The sequence below is a fragment of the Paenibacillus sambharensis genome (genome assembly GCF_003233845.1).
Taxonomy (GTDB): domain Bacteria; phylum Bacillota; class Bacilli; order Paenibacillales; family Paenibacillaceae; genus Paenibacillus_I; species Paenibacillus_I sambharensis.
Genome location: NZ_QKRB01000038.1, coordinates 1 through 21,011, shown reverse-complemented (window position 1 = coordinate 21,011; position 21,011 = coordinate 1). Strand labels below are relative to the sequence as shown.

General features: G+C 47.9%; 18 protein-coding genes, 1 tRNA gene and 2 rRNA genes. 5 read left to right on the top strand and 16 right to left on the bottom strand.

Annotated elements, in window-relative coordinates:
* Positions 1 to 10 precede the first annotated feature (10 nt).
* Genes gmd through DNH61_RS07645 form a run of 3 tightly spaced genes read right to left on the bottom strand, consistent with a single transcriptional unit; the run spans position 11 to position 3,397 of the window.
* Positions 11 to 970, bottom strand: coding sequence for a GDP-mannose 4,6-dehydratase (gene gmd / locus DNH61_RS07655; protein WP_111146073.1), 960 nt, complete (start codon positions 968 to 970; stop codon positions 11 to 13).
* A 55-nt stretch (positions 971 to 1,025) separates the two neighbouring features.
* Complete coding sequence (locus DNH61_RS07650; protein ID WP_111146072.1) at positions 1,026 to 2,102, bottom strand: mannose-1-phosphate guanylyltransferase; 1,077 nt, start codon at positions 2,100 to 2,102, stop codon at positions 1,026 to 1,028.
* A complete protein-coding gene (locus DNH61_RS07645; protein WP_111146171.1) occupies positions 2,099 to 3,397 on the bottom strand; it encodes a glycosyltransferase family 4 protein in 1,299 nt (432 codons plus the stop codon). Before DNH61_RS07645 ends, DNH61_RS07650 begins: the two co-directional genes overlap by 4 nt.
* Positions 3,398 to 3,767: 370 nt before the next feature.
* Here DNH61_RS07645 and DNH61_RS07640 point away from each other — a divergent pair, with 370 nt between their 5' ends.
* The 5 genes from DNH61_RS07640 to DNH61_RS07620 all read left to right on the top strand — a co-directional run bounded on the left by DNH61_RS07640 (position 3,768) and on the right by DNH61_RS07620 (position 10,837).
* Entirely contained in the window at positions 3,768 to 6,227 is a 2,460-nt protein-coding gene (locus DNH61_RS07640; RefSeq protein WP_111146071.1) for an O-antigen ligase family protein, read from the top strand.
* 134 nt (positions 6,228 to 6,361) lie between these two features.
* The gene (locus DNH61_RS07635) at positions 6,362 to 8,065 is read left to right on the top strand and encodes an S-layer homology domain-containing protein (RefSeq protein WP_111146070.1); all 1,704 of its coding nucleotides are present in this window, start codon (positions 6,362 to 6,364) and stop codon (positions 8,063 to 8,065) included.
* A 130-nt stretch (positions 8,066 to 8,195) separates the two neighbouring features.
* Complete coding sequence (locus tag DNH61_RS07630; RefSeq protein WP_111146069.1) at positions 8,196 to 8,597, top strand: GntR family transcriptional regulator; 402 nt, start codon at positions 8,196 to 8,198, stop codon at positions 8,595 to 8,597.
* The gene (locus DNH61_RS07625; RefSeq protein ID WP_111146068.1) at positions 8,594 to 9,691 is read left to right on the top strand and encodes a DUF1648 domain-containing protein; all 1,098 of its coding nucleotides are present in this window, start codon (positions 8,594 to 8,596) and stop codon (positions 9,689 to 9,691) included. Before DNH61_RS07630 ends, DNH61_RS07625 begins: the two co-directional genes overlap by 4 nt.
* Positions 9,692 to 9,790: 99 nt before the next feature.
* Positions 9,791 to 10,837, top strand: coding sequence for a LacI family DNA-binding transcriptional regulator (locus tag DNH61_RS07620; RefSeq protein WP_111146067.1), 1,047 nt, complete (start codon positions 9,791 to 9,793; stop codon positions 10,835 to 10,837).
* A gap of 46 nt (positions 10,838 to 10,883) precedes the next feature.
* Here the strand turns inward: DNH61_RS07620 and DNH61_RS07615 are convergent, their stop codons facing one another.
* From DNH61_RS07615 to DNH61_RS07555, 13 genes are all read right to left on the bottom strand, one after another.
* Positions 10,884 to 11,933 (bottom strand): DUF6612 family protein, encoded by a 1,050-nt coding sequence (locus tag DNH61_RS07615; protein ID WP_342771379.1) that lies wholly within the window; start codon positions 11,931 to 11,933, stop codon positions 10,884 to 10,886.
* Between the two features lie 137 nt (positions 11,934 to 12,070).
* Positions 12,071 to 12,226, bottom strand: a complete 156-nt coding sequence (locus tag DNH61_RS07610) for a small acid-soluble spore protein P (protein ID WP_111146065.1) — start codon at positions 12,224 to 12,226, stop codon at positions 12,071 to 12,073.
* Between the two features lie 6 nt (positions 12,227 to 12,232).
* Positions 12,233 to 12,424, bottom strand: a complete 192-nt coding sequence (locus tag DNH61_RS07605) for a hypothetical protein (RefSeq protein WP_111146064.1) — start codon at positions 12,422 to 12,424, stop codon at positions 12,233 to 12,235.
* 60 nt (positions 12,425 to 12,484) lie between these two features.
* Positions 12,485 to 12,832 carry a hypothetical protein gene (locus DNH61_RS07600; RefSeq protein ID WP_111146063.1) on the bottom strand — a complete coding sequence of 116 codons (348 nt, stop codon included), beginning with the start codon at positions 12,830 to 12,832 and terminating at the stop codon, positions 12,485 to 12,487.
* Positions 12,833 to 12,985: 153 nt separating this feature from the next.
* A tRNA-Ser gene (locus DNH61_RS07595) sits at positions 12,986 to 13,074 on the bottom strand.
* Between the two features lie 106 nt (positions 13,075 to 13,180).
* Positions 13,181 to 14,461 (bottom strand): serine--tRNA ligase, encoded by a 1,281-nt coding sequence (gene serS / locus DNH61_RS07590; protein WP_111146062.1) that lies wholly within the window; start codon positions 14,459 to 14,461, stop codon positions 13,181 to 13,183.
* 29 nt (positions 14,462 to 14,490) lie between these two features.
* Positions 14,491 to 15,081: a pyridoxal 5'-phosphate synthase glutaminase subunit PdxT gene (gene pdxT, locus DNH61_RS07585; protein WP_111146061.1), complete on the bottom strand. Its 591-nt coding sequence runs from the start codon at positions 15,079 to 15,081 to the stop codon at positions 14,491 to 14,493.
* A 28-nt stretch (positions 15,082 to 15,109) separates the two neighbouring features.
* Positions 15,110 to 15,991 (bottom strand): pyridoxal 5'-phosphate synthase lyase subunit PdxS, encoded by an 882-nt coding sequence (gene pdxS / locus DNH61_RS07580; RefSeq protein WP_111146060.1) that lies wholly within the window; start codon positions 15,989 to 15,991, stop codon positions 15,110 to 15,112.
* Between the two features lie 114 nt (positions 15,992 to 16,105).
* Complete coding sequence (locus DNH61_RS07575; RefSeq protein WP_245948010.1) at positions 16,106 to 17,419, bottom strand: D-alanyl-D-alanine carboxypeptidase family protein; 1,314 nt, start codon at positions 17,417 to 17,419, stop codon at positions 16,106 to 16,108.
* Between the two features lie 204 nt (positions 17,420 to 17,623).
* Positions 17,624 to 19,081 carry an IMP dehydrogenase gene (gene guaB / locus DNH61_RS07570; RefSeq protein ID WP_111146059.1) on the bottom strand — a complete coding sequence of 486 codons (1,458 nt, stop codon included), beginning with the start codon at positions 19,079 to 19,081 and terminating at the stop codon, positions 17,624 to 17,626.
* Positions 19,082 to 19,215: 134 nt separating this feature from the next.
* Positions 19,216 to 20,202 carry a putative glycoside hydrolase gene (locus tag DNH61_RS07565; RefSeq protein ID WP_245948030.1) on the bottom strand — a complete coding sequence of 329 codons (987 nt, stop codon included), beginning with the start codon at positions 20,200 to 20,202 and terminating at the stop codon, positions 19,216 to 19,218.
* Positions 20,203 to 20,694: 492 nt separating this feature from the next.
* Positions 20,695 to 20,811: ribosomal RNA gene (gene rrf / locus DNH61_RS07560) — 5S ribosomal RNA — on the bottom strand.
* Between the two features lie 104 nt (positions 20,812 to 20,915).
* Positions 20,916 to 21,011, bottom strand: a 23S ribosomal RNA gene (locus DNH61_RS07555); the annotation flags it as partial.

Here is a 21,011-nt window from a genome sequence, read left to right as displayed (position 1 = left end):
CCCATCTCAATTATTGAAGTCTTTTCAAATCACTATCCACCATCATTTTTACCAATTGTTCGAATCCAACTTCCAATTCCCAACCCAATTTCTCTTTCGCTTTCGTACAATCACCGAGAAGCAGATCAACCTCTGCCGGTCTCACGAACTTCGGATCAATCACAACGTAATCTCGCCAGTTGAGTCCTACATGATCAAAGGCGATTTGCACCAGTTCTTCCACCGTATGAGTTTCGCCTGTAGAGATAACATAGTCGTCTGGTTGATCCTGCTGAAGCATCAGCCACATAGCTTTGACATAGTCACCCGCAAAGCCCCAGTCACGCTTGGCATCCAGATTACCCATGCGAAGCTCTTTTTGCATTCCCAGCTTAATTCTTGCTACTGCGTCTGTTACTTTCCGGGTAACAAACTCTACGCCTCTGCGTGGTGATTCGTGGTTAAATAATATACCGGAACATGCGTACATATCAAAGCTTTCACGATAGTTTACTGTAATCCAATGACCGTAGACTTTAGCGACACCGTATGGACTGCGCGGGTAGAAAGGCGTCGTCTCTTTTTGTGGCGTTTCAACAACCTTACCGAACATCTCACTGCTTGAAGCTTGATAAAACCTTGCCTCTGGCTTGATGTAGCGAACTGCCTCCAGCATATTGGTAACACCAACTCCCGTAGCTTGTCCAGTGATACCAGGTTGTGCCCAAGAAGTCGCTACAAAAGATTGTGCAGCAAGGTTATACACCTCATCAGGATTAGATTGTTTCATTGCTTGAACGAGCGAGCCTTGATCCAACAGGTCACCATCTATAAATTCAATTTCATCCTTAATGTGCTCGATATTTACCATAATAGGGGTGCTGGTTCTTCTGCGAAGACCATAAACTTTATAACCCTTCTCCAGCAGAAGTTCTGCCAAGTACGATCCATCTTGTCCAGTGATACCTGTAATGAGTGCCTTTTTAGCCATGTTTAAACGATCTCCTTTATTATGCAATGTATCTATATAAAAACCCTTAAAACCGTTATAAATACTCTTCTCTCTTTTGCATTCTGAGCTCTTTAAGAAGCAGCTTCACTTCTTGTGCTTTATCCTTGGTACAGATCAGAGTCACATCCTCAGTATCCACCACAATCAAGTCCTCAATTCCCAACGTTGCAATTAATTTCCCATTGCTTTCAATAATGCACCGCTTGGTATCTAAATTCAAGATGTTACCGCGAATTACGTTACCATCCTCATCCAGTTCATTAATTCGCTCAAGGGCCGTCCAACTCCCCACATCATCCCAACCAAACACACAGGGAATCACATATATGTTGTTGACCTTTTCCATAATTCCATAATCTATGGATTGGTCAGGCATCTTAGCAAACTCTGTCCTTATTACTTCGTCACGCTGTGGAGTTCCAAAAGCTGTCTTCATTGTTTCAAGAAGATCATGCATTTGAGGCATAAGCTCTTTAATATAATTGCGGATTACACTGTTCCTCCAGATAAATATCCCGCTGTTCCAGTAAAAGTTGCCTGACTCAAGATAAGATTGGGCTGTAGCCGCATCTGGCTTTTCTACAAACTTGTTCACTTTATGAACTTGTAGATCATTTAACTGTTTAGTTTCGTTAGTGCTTTCAATGTAACCATAACCCGTTTCCGGGTAAGTAGGCTTTATGCCAAGTGTCACTAGGTTTGAATTATCCTGGGCAACTTCGACAGCAGTATTAATAATTTTTATAAAACCTTCGTCGTTTTCAATGATATGGTCTGACGGAATAACAACCATTGTGCTATCCGGGAACTTTTCCTCAATGATGACGGACGCCAATCCCACACAAGGAGCTGTATTCCGCCCAACTGGCTCAATGATGATATTACTGGTCGGCAAATGAGGAATTTGGGCTTTAAGAAGCTCCGCATATAACTCATTTGTAACAATAAATATCTGGCTTATGTCAACGATTTTCTCAAGTCTGGTTATTGATTGTTGAATCATCGACTTGTTTCCCGATATATTCAAGAACTGCTTAGGCAGGTTTGTCCGACTTTTCGGCCAGAAACGCTCCCCTTTACCGCCGGCCATAATTACACACGTAATAGTCATTTTGTTCCTCCGAATTTCCACATATAGATGTAATCAAGTCTTTTTTGAATCAAAGCTCCCACACTCTTCGGTGAGAAATGCTCTTTTATATCCTCTTCTCCCTTGCTTGCTATACGATTGTAGTACTCCACGTCATAAACAAGCTTTTCCATATACTCGCTTGCATGATCAAGATCAGGGTCAGCCCAATATTGATAAGCTTTATATGGTCCATGGTCTTGGCCAACCTGTACAAGGTCAAACCGTACTGGACAAGAATTATCATTATTCATGAAATCGGTATTAGAGGACCAGTTGGTTCCAATAACCGGTTTGCCCAAATACATAGCCTCTGCTAATCCTAATCCAAAGCCCTCGCTTCTATGGAGAGAGACATAACAGTCAATATTGGAGATTAAGGCATTAACATCGTTTCTTGATAAAGTGTCCTTGACCATGTAAATGTTTTGGTATTCTCCAATTAACTCATACAACACGTTAAGTTCCGTTAAATCACTGTTATAGCTATTCACCTTAATCACAAGGCCAACTTCCTTATTGTCTGGTTTGAAAGCCTTTTTAAAAGCCTTAATTGAAGCCTTAGGATTTTTCCGTTCTTGATAGCTTTTAATATCATACATGGTCAGAAACAAAAAAGAGTCCATAGGAAGTCCATAATGTTCTCTATTCCTCGACTGCTCAATCTGAACTTCAATAGAGTGTGGTATTTTCACCACTGGCACCGGACTTTTAAGAGCTATTGAGTCAGCAACAAAGGTTGACGGTACCCAAATCTCATCCACAAGACTAAAGCTATCTAACCATTCATCAGGGAAATCGGGCAACTCCCAATGCCAGTAACCGATATTATACCTGTTAAGGAACAAAGAATTACCGTAATTCGCATAAATCTCCGTCATTTGCTCCGCATTAATATGGAAGACGTTAATATCATACACCGCTGAATTTATCTCTTTGTGAGACCACGTGGTATCCATCTTCCTAGCACTGTTTGTCCCTGTAAAATTTATGATTCCAAACGGCACACTTGCAGCATTTGCACTTTTTGCTGCTATGCGACAGGACTCCCCAATTCCCATTTCTGCTCGTGCATAACCGATTAGATTTATACCTTTGGCTGAAGATAACAGTTCTTTCTTATCATCTTGTCCTTTTATAGGAAATGCAGATTTCAGTATTCTTTTTTTCAGCTTTTGCCTTGCCTCAAACGGAAGTACCTTAGTCACTATTGGCTTGGCGTATTTTCCAAACTTAAATAACAGACGAAAAACTAAAGACTTTATCGCTACCACCACCAACCGCAATTCTTATTAGGTCGTCTTACATAACGAATTCAGTATACGAGAAACTATCACGCTCGTCGACCTCTAGCAAATCATTGCCACCATCTAGACAATAAAACATTATTCAATTCCAAGATGTTTCTAATACCGGGAGTATGTATAGTTTCATCTCAACTAACATCCTCCATCTTACCAAACAACTGGGAACAATGCACATCAAGAATTCCTTAAAGGCATAACCTGTCGTAACACCTCTTATAAACTCCAATTATATTAAAAAAAGTAAATTCAAATGCTGCGCTGTACCAAGAGTTCTTCATCTGGTAGAATTATAACTTGTTTGATGATATGAAGCATTCCCCAAAAAAAGGAGCATTCTGTAATGGCACGTTCTAATAACGGTGCAAAACCTAAAAGTTCGACCTCAAATGACTTTTCTCTGCTGCAATGGGCGGCGCTTTTTGGCGTCATAGTGTTCCTGTTTATTTTTCCCTTTCATGTAGGATTGTTCAACGGTTTCGACTTAAGCTTTGAGGCCAGTCTTTATGAGGCATCCATCTTCGCCTATGTCCTGCTGCTGATGATGGGTATTCTGCTGTTCTGGCATTGGCGCCCGACGAGTCTGCGATCCTGGCTTGCTGTCATGATCATGGCAATGCCCTTATGCTATTGGATATCCGCCCAGCAAGCTGTGTCAAAATATAATGCCGGCCTGATGGTGCTCCTGACATTCATGCTCGCTACGTTCTATATTGTGGGGCTTTACCTGGCCAAAGACAAGCTCAGCAGTTCAATTCTTGAGGCTACCATTCAAACCGCTGCCTATATGATCGTTATCTTTGGCATCCTGAACCTGTTTGGTCAGGTTTACTTTCCAGAGGCCCTCTGGCTTGCACATAACGGCTACCGCCTTGCATCGGTGTTTCAGTACTCGAACAGTTATGTGGGCTTCCTGATCGCTGCGCTGCTTGGCTGTGCCTACTTTGTGATTCGCTCGAGAACATGGCACTGGCAGGGGCTCCACGCTCTTATGCTTGTACCCATTATTATTTCTTTTATATTGACCTACTCGCGCGGCGGCATTGTTATGCTGCCGATCGCAGTACTGCTGATCCTTCCATTTTTGACGATGGCCAGGCAGCTTTTGTTGCTGGGGCATCTGGCAATTTCAGGTGTTTTATCTATCGCTATTCTGGGTAAAATCACTCAGAATACTGAACAGATCGCTCAGATGGTTCAGCCCAATGCAAGCAAGCCGGCTACTGTTATATCCGCATGGAACGGACTGCCGCTTGAAAGCTGGCTCCTGTTAATCGGCGCATCTGTTGTTACTGCTGTCCTGAGTGTTCTCTTGCAGAGCAAGCTGAGTTCCTGGATAACCGGCAAAACGCAGCGTTTGCAGGGCCGTAAAGGCTCAGCCATCTTTGTACCGGCAGCCATTCTTGGTGCAGGGATCCTGGGCTTTGTGCTGCTTCTGGCGACTAACGGATTTAAGGGCATACTACCGGACAGCATCTCTGAGCGGCTGGCAAGCATAAACTTTCAGCAGCACAGTGTGCTGGAGCGGCAAACCTTTTACTCCGATGCCCTAGAGATTTCACAGGATTACCCGGTCATTGGCGCGGGGGGCGGTGCCTGGAAAGCTCTCTATCAGATGTACCAGAACAATCCTTACAGCAGTGAACAGGCGCACAGCTACCTGTTTCAAACCTTGGTTGAAATAGGCTGGTTCGGACTAATCGTTCTTCTCGCGATCTTCTCCATTACGCTATACTGGTTTATCAGGCTGCAGAGACAGCCGGAGAATAAGGAACGTCAGCTGTATTTTTATGTTATTGCTGCATCACTGCTTACTCACAGCGTTATTGACTTTGATATGAACTACATGTATATCGCTGCGATCGTATTTTTGTCACTGGGTGCCATGGTGGCTCCTTATGAGCACAGCTTCAAAGCCAGCTGGCTGCACAAGAAGCAGGAGGCCAGCCGGTACGTTTATCCGGCTTTATTATGCATAGGAGCTATTGCGGCCATCTTCTCTGCTCAGCGGGAATATGAAGCGAATCGAAATTTTGAGCATATGGCCTATTTATTAAGGGAAAAACAGGCTACATTTGAGGAGATAAGCCCTTATCTGGACAATATCAACGAGCTCTCACCGAAGAACCCGGCCTTTAACTTGACCCGTGCAGAGCTCATGTCTCAGGTGTATCACAGCACTGGAGACCCCAAGTTTCTGGAAGATGCAAAAAAGTCGCTCGAGCGAGCGCAACTTTATGACCCTTACAACCGTCTAATAATATTAGCAGAATATAGAAACATGAAGGACCGCGGCGAACTCGCCCGGGTGCCGTCCTATCTAGAGGACAATCTCGCGAAGTTCCAATGGGATATCAAGAGTTATGAGCTTGCGATTATAGAATATGTCGAAATCGGGAAGCTGGAGCGGCAGACCGCCCCAGCAGCTTCGGAAGCGAAATGGAATCGTGCGTTAGAAATCTACAATGAAGTTCTGGAGCGGCAAAAGGAGCTGGAGAACCTCCCTGAGGGGCAGCTGCAAGGCCGCAGCTTTAGCACGACAATCGGAATGGCTCAGGCAATCGGCCAGATCTATTATCACCGTGGCGAATACGAGAAGGCGCTGTCGATGTTCGAAATTCACCGGGATTCAGAGCGGCCTGAGGATCCTAATATCAATCCGGCAGTCGATCATTGGAGAATAAACCTTCGGTTTTATATTGCCACACTGCAAGCATTGGGCCGGTGGGACGAAGAACAATACCAGCGTCTAATCGTCGTAGATCCTAATGAGGAGCAACTGATTCGAGAACTTCAACCCTAAGGATTTCAGCGAAGATTTACCATGCTATTAACCTCTAATCTACCTTTTAAATTATTTGTGCGTGTAATATAATGGAGCGTACGCTGATAATTTCCGACTAAAGTCATGTTTACTTGAAAGGAGGTGAAAACAAGTTGAATAAGCTTAATAAAACTTATGAGGTGAAACAATTGAAACCAATGTTCAAACAAAAAACAGCTGGTCTGCTTGCATTCCTGCTTACGTTCTCGCTTTTGCTTCCTGCTCTTGCTTATGCTAATGGCTTCAGCAATCTTCAGCACAATTCGGATAACACTGTTACTGGACGTGTATACATTGACGAAGCAACCTACGATCTCCTGAAGGAAAAAGGTATTCTTACTAATCGTGGTATCGCTTTACAAGTGTATAACTCCAATGACTGGAGTAGCCCGATCACTACAACCTACGCTACATACTCAACGTATAAGCCGGTTGATGGTGACTCGTATTACTATTACGAAGTCAATTTCAATGCTACTACGGTCACGGGTTCCACGTACACTTTCCCGCTGTCGGTTAGTTATGCTACTTACTCCACCGTAGGTGGTGTGACGTATGCTACTTACAATGCGTCTGGTCCGATCAGCGCCTACTCTGGCCCAGTATCTGGTGGCGGTGGTTACATTCCTCCGTTCGTAGGACCAGTCGCTAACAACGGCGAACTGACTCCTGATCTTAACGGTCGCGTAAATGCTCAAGCTCTTGCTGACGCTCTGAAAGCGAACAAGAACGTAACAATCAAGATTTCCGGTAAAGAAGTAATCATCCCGGCTTCTGCTCTGTCTGAAGGCGAGTCGATTACGATCGTTACGGAAAGCGGCGTTTCCTACAAGCTGCCAATCGCTGCTCTTGAAATCGCAAAGCTCGCTCAACAACTGGGCGTTAACGTTGCTGATCTTGAGATCGTAGTTAGCATCGCTGAGCTGGAAGGCGCAGCTGCTGCTGGTGTAACGACTGCAGTTTACGCTGCTGGCGGTAAAGTTGTTGCTCCTATCGTTGACTTCACTGTGAAAGCTGTGAGCGGCACGAAGGAAGTAGCAATCAACAACTTCCCAGTTTTCGTTGAACGTGGTCTTCCACTTAACGAAACAGTAACGAACCTGAACACTGTTACTGGTGTTGTTTACAAAGAAGGTGCAGGCGTAAGCTTCGTACCTGCTACTTTCGCAACAGCTGACGGTAAAACAACTGCAACGCTGAAGCGTAAGAGCAATTCCATCTACACTGTTATCCAAGTAGGTCCTAAATCCTTCACGGATCTGACGAACCACTGGGCTAAAGCAGACGTAGAGAAGCTTGCAAGCAAGCTGGTTGTTGAAGGTACTGGCAAGAATCTGTTCCAGCCTAAGCGTAATGTTACTCGTGCTGAGTTCGCAGCAATGGTTGCACGCTCCCTTGGTCTTGACACTTCTGTAACAAGCTCCACTTACAGCTTCTCCGACGTCTCCAGCAACAGCTGGTACGCTGGTACTGTAGCTGCAGCTGCGGAAGCTGGTCTGATCAATGGTTACACGAATGGCACATTCAAGCCTAACGCTAACATCACTCGCCAGGAAGTTGCTGCGATTGTAGTTCGCGCTCTGGAATATGCAGGCAAAGGTGCTAACCTGTCCACAGCAGAAGTAAACGCTGCTCTGGCTGGTTACACAGATGCTGCTACTCTGGGCTGGGCTAAAGAAGAAGTAGCTGCCGCTGTTAAGTCCGGTATCGTATTAGGTCAAACTTCTACGAAGATCAATGGTAAGGCTCAAGCTTCCCGTGCTGAAGCAGCTACCATGGTTATCCGTTTCCTTGACAACGCAGACTTCATCAACTAATAGCTAGACCAGGCGGCCCTTAGGGGCCGCTTTTTTTATTATTGACCTTTTTGGAAACTTTACATACGTTCACCCTACTGTTATGCTACATATATAACATATACATATTATAGTTAAAGGTGGTGAGCACTTGATTATACAGCTTGATCTGGAATCGGATATCCCCATCTATAGGCAGCTGGTCAATCAGATTATTGAAGGAATTGCCACTGGGCTGTTGAACCCTGGAGAACAGCTGCCTTCCGTTCGCAGTCTAGCCGCGGATCTCGGCATTAACCTTCACACTGTCAACAAGGCATACACGCATCTTAAACAAGAGGGCTTCCTGCAGATTCACAGGCAGAAGGGGGCTTTGATACAGCCCCACAGCATGCCGCAAGCTGACACTCCCTTCAAGCACAAGCTTATGGCTGAGGTCCGGCCCTTGGCTGCCGAGGCGATCTGCCGCGGAATGAATGAGGACGCTTTTATAGCTGCGTGCCGGGCTGCATACTCAAGTATCCACCACAACAAAGGGGGAACCACACCATGACCGCAGCCGGATCCTGGATTAGCTTCAGCCTATTGTATGCCATCATGATAATCGTCTTCGTTACACTGCCCTTCTTCTCGCCAAGGAACATTATATTTGGGATATCCATTCCTGATAAACACGCTGATCATCAAGCGATGCACGGATTTAGGCTCCGTTACATATGGTCAGTCATCGTCGCTGGTATCCTATGGGCCATTCTTATTATTGCTCTATCCCTGGCAGGCCTGCTTGAAGAGCTGCCTGTTGATAACGGAATAAGTGAGCTGTTAATTGTCACAAGCGTCATTGGCTATATTCTGATTGCAAGCATCATCTTCATTGTCTTTCACGGTCAGGTATCTGATTATAAGCGCCAGCAAGGCTGGAGCACTACACCACCCATGCCGAAAAAGGCAGCCGCCGACCTTAAGTTCCGCAGCTCTTCGATCGTATACTCTAACTATTGGTTTCTTCCGCATCTGCTCGTTACGCTGCTGGGTGCAGGGGCTGCCCTGGCTTTATACGACCGTATCCCGGATGAGATTGGCATGCGGTACAGCATAGAAGGTGAAGTCCTGCATTCGGCCGAGAAAACAGTACACCGTGTTCTCCTTCTTAATTATGTACAGCTCGCTGTTATCGGGGTCTTTATTTTCCTTAATTATACAATTCGCTCATTACGGCAAAAGCTGGACCCTTCTGCTCCTGCAGAATCAAGGAAACAGGAGATCCGCTATCGGCGCAGCATGTCCCTTCTCATGATCTCGCTCGGTTTTCTACTAGTTGTCTACTTTGCATTGCTCCAGGCTATGACGCTGTACGGCGGCAACATGAAGCTTGCCGGAAGCCTGGCCGTGTTATTCCCGCTGCTCACGGTAGCTGTAATAGGAGCAGCTGGGTTTCGAATTCAGCGCAAACGAGGCAAGGAAGGAGCAGATGGACAAGACCATCACTGGAAGGGCGGCATGCTCTATTACAACCCGGCTGATCCAGCCCTCATTGTGGAGAAGCGTGTTGGAGTGGGCTGGACCATTAATTTTGCAAGACCAGTCAGCTGGCTTATCATTGCATCCTTTATCCTGACCATCACGGTTATTATTATACTTAGCTAGAATCCACCCCATATTCCGTACGCATTGACGGTCGATCAGACCTTTTGATAGTATCAGGTTATTGGGTACATTTCTGGGGAAATGAGGGGTAGGAAGCTCTTGAAGAAAACGGAAATTAACAGTATTGAAATTGCCCGCCTGGCAGGCGTCTCACGAAGCACTGTAAGCCGTGTAATCAATAATTATACGAATGTACCTCCGGCAACCCGTGAGAAGGTCATGCGGGTTATTGAGGCGTATAACTACTATCCCAACCTGTCCGCCCAAGTGCTTGCAGGCAAGAAGACCCGGACGATTGGCCTCTTCCTGATCGATGCCGGTCATGTCTCCAGCGACATGCTGACGAATATGCTCATCGTCAACGTTATCGAGCATGCCTCAGCCCTTGGCTATTACGTATTAACGAACATTATCCGGAATCCCTCCGATTCTGATACATGCAGAAGTGTAAAAGAAATCTTCTATCAGCGGAGAATTGATGGCGGTGTCTTCATTGGTGCGGCCAACCATGAACCACTCATTGAAGATTTGATTGCTGAAGGGTTCGTTGCAGCCGTAGTGGACCAAGAACTCCCTGGTCATGATGAACCCAACCGCATCACCGCTAATTACGATAATCAGACGGGCATGGAGCTCGCCGTTAACTATTTGGCGGACCTCCACCATACCTCTATAGGCATCCTGAACGGCGATATGAAGCGGCTATCGGGCAGAACCAAGTATGAGGGGTTCCAGCATGCCATGAAGCAGCGTGGACTGGCTGTCAGAGAACAGTGGGCAATACCTGGGGACTTCCACAAGGAGAGTGGGTATCAAGCCATGACAAGACTCCTGGAGCAGAGTGAGCTTCCAACGGCTATCGTTGCAGCTAATGACAGTATCGCTTTCGGCGCTATTCGAGCCATGAAAGAACGCGGCTTACAGGTTCCAGGTGATCTGTCTATTATCGGATTCGACGATCATGCACTCAGCAGCATGCATCAGCCGGCCTTGACAACGATCAAGGTTGATTTCCCTGCTATGCTTCAGCAGCTGACCACCACCCTCATTCAGACCATCGAGAACGGTACAATAACCAGAGAGCCTATAGTAGCCGGGTCTACCCTTATTATTCGTCAATCCTGCTCACCCATTACACCAAAATAAAAAGCAGCCCTGTCAGGGGCTGCTTTATTCGTATAAGTGCTATTGCTTAGTAGCTTGTCATGAACATTTCTTCTACTTCATCAACTGTGAGGGCATCAGTAGGGATACCGATCTTGAACTCAACCTTCTCGTTAATGTTATCATAACGTACATTCATGTTCATGCCGATCTTCATGGATTCACCCTCTTGCGTAACACCGAAGTTCAGGTTAGCAGTTTGGTAAACCGGCAGTTCTTTCTCAAGTACAGTGGTCAAGCTGATTTCATTAACGGTAACGTCCTTCTTGAACTCATCAAGCGCTTCACGCAGCTCACTGCGGTCGCCTTCTTTCAGCTCTTGATTCGCAGCTTCCAGATCTTCCTTCGTCACCTGCAGCATGTTGCGATATTCTTCATTGTTCAGCAGCAGCTCGATGATTTCAGGAGCTACTTTGTCAACAACCGTCATTACCATAGGCTCGAAAGTCTCTTGGGTAACATAGAACTTCACGATTTGATCGGCCTTAATATCTTCTGGAAGGCCTGCAACGTCTTCTTTCTTCAGCTCAGTGAAATACTTGTCTTCCTCAAAGTGCTTGAAGAATACATTAGCCATGTCCTGGCCCATCTTACGCTGCTTGTCAATATCCATAGTTGGCATTTCAACACCGGACTCAGCCGCAAGTTCTTTCATGTCCATTTCCACGAACTGACCTGCAAGCTCTCCAAGAGGGAAGCCAGGGATATTCGGAATCTTAACCCAAATCTTATCTTGTGTCATAACAACCGGAACGGAAATCTTCATGGACATGTCGCCTTTAAGCTCTACATCCATTGTAAACTCCATCTGCATAGGATCAGCTTGGTAAACTCCTGTAACGTTAAGGGATGCATTCTTGATCATATCAAGAATCGCTTGATCCTGCGCACCGGTAATCGATTCTGGAAGCTCCAGTTCATTAATTCCCATAGAAGCCGCAAACGTGTACGAATTCATGTCCATTGCTTTTGTCATCGAAGACTGTATCGCTTCCTTCGGCGCCTCTGGCTTGCTGCAGCCTGCCAGAATGACCAGAACGGTACCCATCAACAGTAAACTCTTCATCCATTGTTTCATCTTCAAAACTTTATTCCCTCCCATATGAATGTCACACAAACAACATACTCTATTTTAACTCATGAGGGAGGGAACGGGTAGTAAAGTTTCGCTAAAGTTTGCGTTATATTTTTGTCAGGACCGGATTTTCGCGGTAATTAACCTTCACCGTTATTATGGCGCGAATGATTCTCCTGCTTCACCCGTTTGGAACCGGACATAGGCTCCATCTGACCACCTTTATTCTTATTCTTATAGCGGCGTTCTTCCGACCGCTGGGCCGCTGCTACGGGATAAGTATCAGGTTTGCTCATCGCTGGTTACCCCCTCTTGTTAGTAAGGTCTGCCGAGTTAAGGTCAGTTGGATCATCATGATTCAGGGCATCCTGATGACGTCGGTCATTCACATCCTGCTGAAGCTGCTGGGCATTATGGGCATTCACAGCTGTTACATTTAAGTCCTCTACCACATTGCTTAAATTCTTATCAAGTCCTTTTTTGGCCTTGCTCATGAATTACGCCACCTTTCATGCAAGCATATTGCTTTCGTGTATGGCAACTGTTAAGCAGTCCTAGGCCTTGGTTAAATCATGGAGCTGCTGAGCGCATTCATGCAGGTGTCTAGTGTAATCCTCAATTAACTGCTGCACGGTATCCGGACGCTCATCAATGGTCTTGCCGTCACGTTCCACATCCACAAGCTCTACACGAATTTCACGGCTGTCTTCATAGGTTACCTTGAAATCAAAGGCATACATCTGGTGACCAGCCGTCTTGATATGAATCCTAAGTGCCTTATCATCTGCTCCGTCAGACATAACCTGGGACTGGTCCGTCTTGTTCATCACAATCGGGAGCGTGCGCCGCCAGGCGTCTTCTAAACGTCCTTGACTGATCCTCAGCTCATCTTTGTTAGCCATTAGTTAAGCACCTCCATCCATTCATAACATGCGGAGAACGAAGGCGATTTATGCGGCTTTGGAGATAGTAAAAAACGCCCGATCTCTCCCTGGCTTCAAGCTCATTCGAGCTGAATGACCACTGGGTTCGATCAGACGTTAATGGATTATGTATGGCGGAGAGAGTGGGATTCGAACCCACGTGGGCTTGCACCCTAACGGTTTTCAAGACCGCCCCGTTATGACCACTTCGGTATCTCTCCATGAATGGTGACAAAAGATATTGTACCACAGGCCTAAAAAGATTCGCAACCTTAAATTAGCCTGTGGCACAAGTAATATTTGCCTTACAGCAGTTTAAATATTGACTTAGAGCTTAGATATGACCGTCTTGCCGCCCATATAAGGGACCAGCGCATCTGGAATCCGTATGGATCCGTCTTCCTGCTGGCAATTCTCAATGATCGCAGCAACGGTACGTCCGAGCGCAAGACCAGACCCGTTCAGCGTATGCACAAATTCCGGCTTGCTCTTCGGATCTCTCCGGAACCGGATATTAGCCCGTCTTGCCTGAAAGTCCTCGAAGTTCGTACAGGAGGAGATCTCACGGTAGGTACCTCCGCTCGGCAGCCATACCTCCAGATCGTACGTCTTCGCCGAGCCAAAGCCCATATCGCCTGTGCACAAGGCCAGAACGCGGTATGGCAGGTCAAGCAGCTGCAGTACCTTCTCCGCATTAGCTGTCAAGCTTTCCAGCTCATTATAGGACTCTTCGGGCTTCACGTATTTGACCAGCTCAACCTTGTTGAATTGATGCTGGCGGATCAGGCCGCGTGTATCACGGCCGGCTGCACCCGCTTCGGAACGGAAGCATGCGGAGAACGCCGTGTAGTACTTGGGCAGGTCCTCATCACTAAGAATCTCGTCCCGGTGAATATTCGTAACCGGCACCTCAGCTGTCGGAATCAGATAATAGTCGGTTCCTTCCAGCTTGAAGAGATCCTCTTCAAACTTCGGAAGCTGTCCTGTACCAACCAGGCTGTCCCGGTTGACGATCTGCGGCGGCAGCAGCTCTGTATAGCCGTGCTCGTCACTATGCAGGTCCATCATGAAGTTAATCAGCGCACGCTCAAGACGGGCACCTAGACCGCGGTAGAATACAAACCGGGAGCCTGTAACCTTAGCAGCCGATTCAAAATCCAGTATACCGAGACCATCGGCAATATCCCAATGCGCTTTGGGTTCAAAATCAAAGGCACGCGGCTCGCCAACACGGCGCAGCTCTACGTTATCCTCCTCTGTGGCCCCGAGCGGGACGCTCTCATGCGGCACATTCGGAATGGCCAGCATCAGTTCGTCGAGTTTTGCTTCAAGTTCTCTGCCCTGATCATCCAATTCCTTAATCCGGTCACCGACTTCACGCATCTCTACGATCAACGCTTCCGCATCCCCGCCGCTCTTCTTAAGCTTCGCAACCTCCTGCGAAACCGTGTTGCGGCGGTTCTTCAGCTGCTCGGTCTCCTGCAGCAGCTCCCGGCGCCTCGCGTCCAGTACCGGAAATTCCGCAATCAGCTCCTCCGACTTGCCGCGGTTTGCCAGAGCCTGCTTCACCTTATCATAATCATTGCGCAGCAATTTGATATCCAGCATGTTGATAGCCCCCTCTCTGCAGGGTGTTGTTAAAATGAAGCCTTTGCTGCCGCCGCTTCCCGGACCATCTCCAGGAAGTAAGCATGCAGCGAGTAATCATCCGTCAGCTCCGGATGGAAGGAGCAGGCAAGCAGGTGGCCCTGCCGTGCTGTTACGATCTCCCCTTTGTACTCGGAGAGCACCTCTACCCCGTCACGCACCTCTTTGATAAGCGGGGCACGGATAAAAACCGCCCGCAAGGGCTCGCTCATCCCTTTTACATCCAGGTCTGCTTCAAAGCTTTCCCGCTGCCTTCCGAAGGCGTTCCGGCTTACCGTCATGTTCATCAGGCTCAAATGTGCCTCGTCCTGTCCATCAATACGGTCAGCCAGCACAATCAGCCCGGCACAAGTCCCAAACAGCGGCTTGCCCTGATCGGAGAACTCTTTTACAGCTTCCATGAAGCCGTATTTGCGCATCAGCTTACCGATTGTTGTACTTTCACCACCGGGTATCACAAGTCCATCAAGCTCTTCGAGCTGCTCTACCCGCTTTACAGCTACCGTTTCTGCACCGGCTAGCTCTAAACTGCGCAGATGTTCTGCTACCGCGCCCTGCAGCGCAAGCACGCCAATTTTCATGCTGGTCACGCCTTCCTTCTCTATAGCCTTACAAGCTGCGGTCCTGCATCCGGTCGGAGCCCACAAGCTTGGAAATCTCAATACCTTTCATTGGAGTACCAATGTTCTTCGATACTTCCGCAATCAGCTTGTAATCCTGGTAATGCGTTGTTGCTTCCACGATCGCACGGGCAAACTTCTCCGGACTGTCCGATTTGAAGATACCGGAGCCGACAAATACGCCGTCTGCACCAAGATGCATCATCAGAGCCGCATCAGAAGGAGTAGCTACACCGCCCGCCGCGAAGTTAACGACTGGCAGCTTGCCCTTCTCATGAACGTCCAGCAGAAGCTCGTAAGGCACGCCCAGCAGCTTCGCTTCATTGTATAGCTCGTCCTTCGACAAGCCTTGAATCTTGCGGATCTGGCCCATGATCAGACGCAGATGGCGCACAGCCTCCACGATGTTGCCTGTTCCCGGCTCGCCCTTCGTGCGAAGCATCGAAGCGCCTTCCTGGATCCGGCGGAGAGCCTCGCCAAGGTCCTTCGCGCCGCAGACGAATGGCACAGTGAACTCATGCTTATCAATATGGAATACTTCATCTGCCGGCGTGAGCACTTCACTCTCATCAATGTAGTCAACGCCTAGAGATTCAAGCACTCTCGCTTCTACATAATGACCGATCCGGGCTTTTGCCATAACCGGAATGGAGACGACTTTCATAACCTCTTCTACAATCGTCGGATCAGCCATACGGGCTACGCCGCCAGCTGCACGAATATCAGAAGGGACACGCTCAAGAGCCATTACAGCTGTTGCGCCCGCTTCCTCTGCGATTTTTGCCTGCTCGGCATTCATGACGTCCATGATGACGCCGCCTTTTTGCATTTCTGCCATGCCACGTTTAACCCGCGAAGTTCCCGTTTCCATATCCGTTAAAGCCTCCTATTTTGTTCGAAAGGATCCGAATTGTTCTAACCAAATATTTTACATGAAGCAGCTTCATGCGACAAGCATCCAGGCGGAAAATTATTCCGTTACGGCTTAAAACAAGCCCATTATACCGTTAAACAAGCCTACGAAGAAATCCTTAATCGCGCGGAAGAACAGACGCCACCAGCTGGCCTTCTCCACTTCTTCACTTGCAACAAGGTTAACCTGCTTCTCAACCTTCTGTCCATTGCTGTCAGTCACCTCATAGGTCAGCGTTCCGACCTTCTGGCCCGCCTCGATCGGTGCAACCAGCTCGCTCTCAGGCAGAATATCTGTTTTAACCAGTTCTACCTTCGGTTCCGAGCCCTTGCTGACCATAAGGGTTACATCCGTTTCCGTTACGGCTGCAACTTCGGTGTCCTTGCCTTTCTTTATTTTGACCGTCTCGACAGATTCTACTACGGACTTTGGAGCGATTATTGTTTTCTTCTCGAAATTGTTGAATCCATAATCAAAGAGCTTAGCGGTTTCAAAGAATCGGGCTTCCTTGCTCGGTGTATTCATAACGACACTGATCAGCCGCAGATCTCCGCGTTTGGCCGTTCCGGTAAAGCAGTAGCCTGCTGCGCTGATATAGCCGGTCTTCATTCCATCTACGCCTTCATAAGCATACTTCCTGAAATTCGTGACCGAAGCATTGGAACCAAGCATCCAGTTCCAGTTCACCATTTCGTTCGTGTCCCGCTCGCGGAACTTATAACGAGGCATGCTGGAGTAGTCGAGAAACTCAGGATACTTCTGCACAATAACTTGGGCCAGCTTGGCCATATCCCGAGCAGAGATAACCGTATCCTCGTTCAGGCCCGTGGCGCCTGTGAAGTGTGCGGTTTCCAGACCCAAATCCTTGGCTGTCTCATTCATAATCTCCACAAAGCCCTGCTCAGAACCTCCAATATAGGAAGCAAGGGCGATCGTCGCATCATTCGCAGAACCAACCGCCATGGCGATGTACAGGTCTTTAACAGTATGCTTGTCACCCTCAGCCAGATAGATCTGAGAGCCATCCGGCGGCGTTGAAGCCGCTTCCTTGCTGGTCGCTACTTCCGTATCCCAAGTGAGCTTATTATTGTTAATCCTGTCGAGCACGATATACTCGACCATCATCTTCGTCATGCTGGCAGGGGGGAGAGGCTGATCCGCTTTTACTTCTGTGAGGACCTGGCCTGTAGAAGCTTCTATTAATATCGCGGCCTTAACATTAAGACCAAGATTAGCGGCAGATGCAGCTTGTGACGTGGTATCCTTCTGTGCCTGCTCTCCTTCCGCCAGTGCTGCTGTGCCTCCGAGTGTCAGTGCGATCATCCATACAGCTAAAAAACTGGAAACGGCCTTCTTCCACTTAACTGGCCTGCGGTTCGGTTTCAACTTCCCGTTCTCCCCTTTTATCATAGTTAGTCCGATCTTCATTGTAACACAGCACTACTACTAGCAAAACCTTCTCTTCCTGTCATAATCGCTATAATTATAAGAGAATGATGAAATGAAAAAAGACAGACAGAGAGCAGCGGTACGTAACCGCACCTGCTCCCTGCCTGACCGGGATGTACGTGTCTTACATCTGATGAGTTACTATAAGGAATAGTTCGGTGCTTCCTTCGTGATCTGCACATCATGCGGATGGCTCTCACGCAGGCCGGCGCCTGTAATGCGGACAAAATAGGTGTCGTTACGAAGCTCTTCGATATTCTTCGTCCCGCAATAGCCCATACCGGAACGCAGGCCGCCGATCAGCTGATGAACCGTGTCAGCAAGCGGGCCTTTATAAGGAACGCGTCCTTCAATACCTTCGGGAACCAGCTTGTTCTCATTCTCCTGGAAGTAGCGGTCTTTACTGCCTTCCTTCATCGCGCCAAGCGAGCCCATACCGCGGTAGACCTTGAAGCGGCGTCCTTGATAAATCTCCTGCTCGCCCGGGCTCTCTTCCGTTCCCGCGAACAGGCTGCCGATCATAATGCAGCTCGCACCTGAAGCGATCGCTTTGGTAATATCGCCGGAATACTTGATACCGCCGTCTGCGATAATAGGTATATTGTATTCACGGGCAACCGATGCACAATCATAAATCGCTGTAATTTGTGGTACGCCAATACCAGCGATAACACGAGTGGTACAAATGGAGCCAGGACCGATACCAACCTTGACTACAGATGCGCCAGCTTCTATCAAATCACGTGTTGCTTCACCAGTTGCTACGTTACCAGCGATAATGGTGATTTCCGGATACTTCTCACGCAGCTTGCGCACCGTCTCGATAATGTTGATATGATGGCCATGGGCAGAGTCGACAACCAGGACATCCACATGAGCGTTGATCAGTGCTTCAGCACGCTCGAATGTATCCTTGGAGATGCCGATTGCCGCACCGCACAGCAATCTGCCATGCTTGTCCTTGGCAGCAGACGGGAACTGAATGGCCTTCTCAATATCCTTAATGGTGATCAGACCCTTAAGCGTGTTCGACTCATCGACGAGCGGCAGCTTCTCAATCTTGTGCTTTTGAAGCAGCACTTCCGCTTCCGCCAGCGTCGTTCCGACCGGAGCCGTCACGAGATCCTCATGGGTCATCACTTCTTTGATCTTCATGGAATAATCATGAACAAAACGAAGGTCGCGGTTAGTCAGGATGCCGACCAGCTTCTGTTCATCATTAACAATCGGTACACCGGAGATCCGGTATTTGCCCATCAATTCTTCCGCATCATAAACATGATGCTCAGGCGTTAGCGAGAATGGATTCGTAATAACGCCGCTCTCCGAGCGCTTTACTCGATCCACTTCCTCCGCTTGCTGAGCAACGGACATATTCTTATGAATGATTCCAATACCGCCTTCGCGCGCAATGGCAATCGCCAGGGCGGCTTCGGTTACCGTATCCATCCCCGCACTAATGAGCGGAATGTTGAGTTTGACCGACGGGCTGAGCTGCACCGATACATCGACCTCACGAGGCAATGTTTCCGACTTCCGCGGGACGAGCAGCACATCGTCAAACGTCAGACCTTCCTTGGCGAATTTATTTTCCCACACAGGTTTGTTCCTCCCTTATCTTATTGCGAAGCAAAACAGCGGCAAAATCCGTCACGGTTTTACGTTCCTCTCGCGTATATTATTGCAATATTATCAGAGGGGTTTTGCACTGTCAAGAATGTTAACTGCTGGACTCAATTAGTGGATTCCTGCCGATAAGGATACCTGCAGCTTGCACTCCACAGCAGATACTGATTGACCCTCTCGGCCCGTGCTGCACGGATTTGCTCCCTGATTTCGTCGGGACCATACTTCTGATGCGGATGTACCCACTTCGCCGTGAAAGACTGCAACCAGGGTCTTATATGCGCCGCTTGCACACCTTCCTTGGTCAAAACCTCATTTCGCCGGCGTGCATCCCTCATCGCATAGCGGAGTATTTTCCCCGGCTCCAGATCAGGATGAGCTGAGCCATATATACCAGCTGAGTAATGAGAAGGATAGGTCATGGGCGAGATGACGTCCACCTCACTTGCTACCCCTCTCCAGGTCTGTCCAATCCCCATATCATCCTTCGAGGAAGTAACCAATCCAAACACATCCGCCGATATGACTGATCCGGCAGCATGCAGCGCCTGTGTTGCATCATGCAAAAATGATTGGATTGCAGCGGATTTACTCTGCTGGTTAACATTCGCATACCGCACTACCTTATCCATCTCCGCCCCGTTATCCGGGAAACGCACATAATCAAACTGGATTTCATCAAAACCCAGCTCTGCCGCTTCTTGAGCAATAGCTATGTTGTAGTCCTGCACTTCAAGCCTGTGTGGATCCACCCATGAAATGCCTTTCCGGTCACGCCATACAGTTCCGTCTTTACGATGTATAGCCCAATCTTTCCGCTTCTCTGCCAGCAGGGGATCCTTAAAGGTTACAATCCGTCCGATTAAATAAATATCCTTTTCCTTCAATGAATGAATCAGTTCACGGATATCTTTAACGGAAGCCTGCTTATCGGCTCCTACTGCATCTACGGTCTCTATAGAGGAATCATAAGTCATACGCCCATAATCATCCTTCACATCGATTACCATTGCATTCAGATCGGTGTTGTCAACCAGTTGGACGAGCCGGTTCAGATGTCGTGGACTGCCTGCTATAGAATGGGATACGTAGATACCTTTAATATCTGTACGAGGCAGGGGCTTGTCTCCTTGCTGTACTGCTTCTGTATCTGGCGGTGTCTTTGTCGGCCGAGTATTCTGCTGACGATATACGGTCCCTTGATTATGCTCTGCTCCTTGGTTCAGTGACCATATTCTCGGCTCTGAATTGATCTTTCCCAATTGCCTGGGCTGGGCGGTTATGACTGGATTCCGATAACCGCTTTCCTCTAATTGTGTGGTTGCTTGACCTGAGTATTGCTCACCTCTGGATTCTGTCCCAGCTTCCCCCTGACCGCAAGCTGTCAGCGTTACGCATAGCATGACGACCAACAATGGCCATAATTTTGTTCGCGTGACCATATGGATGACCTCCCTTGTACCTTGGTCTGCTTAGTATGGTCTTCGTATTGGCAGCTTGCCCTATGGAGTTTGCACCAATTAAGGGAATACAGCGTTATGGCATGCAAAAAGCCCGTTAAGCAATATGCTTAACGGGCTTTATTAGCTTGGCAACGTCCTACTCTCCCAGGACCCTGCGGTCCAAGTACCATCGGCGCTGGAGGGCTTAACGGTCGTGTTCGAGATGGGAACGCGTGGATCCCCTCCGCCATCATCACCAAACGCTTTCGATGCTTGTTACCATCGAAACTTACTACAGGGGGTTACACCCTGAAAACCGGATGCGAATGAAGTTATAGAACCTTAGCTGGTTTGTTTGTTCTTAATAGGATAAGCCCTCGACCGATTAGTATTCGTCAGCTGCACGCATTGCTGCGCTTCCACCCCGAACCTATCAACCTCGTCGTCTTCAAGGGGTCTTA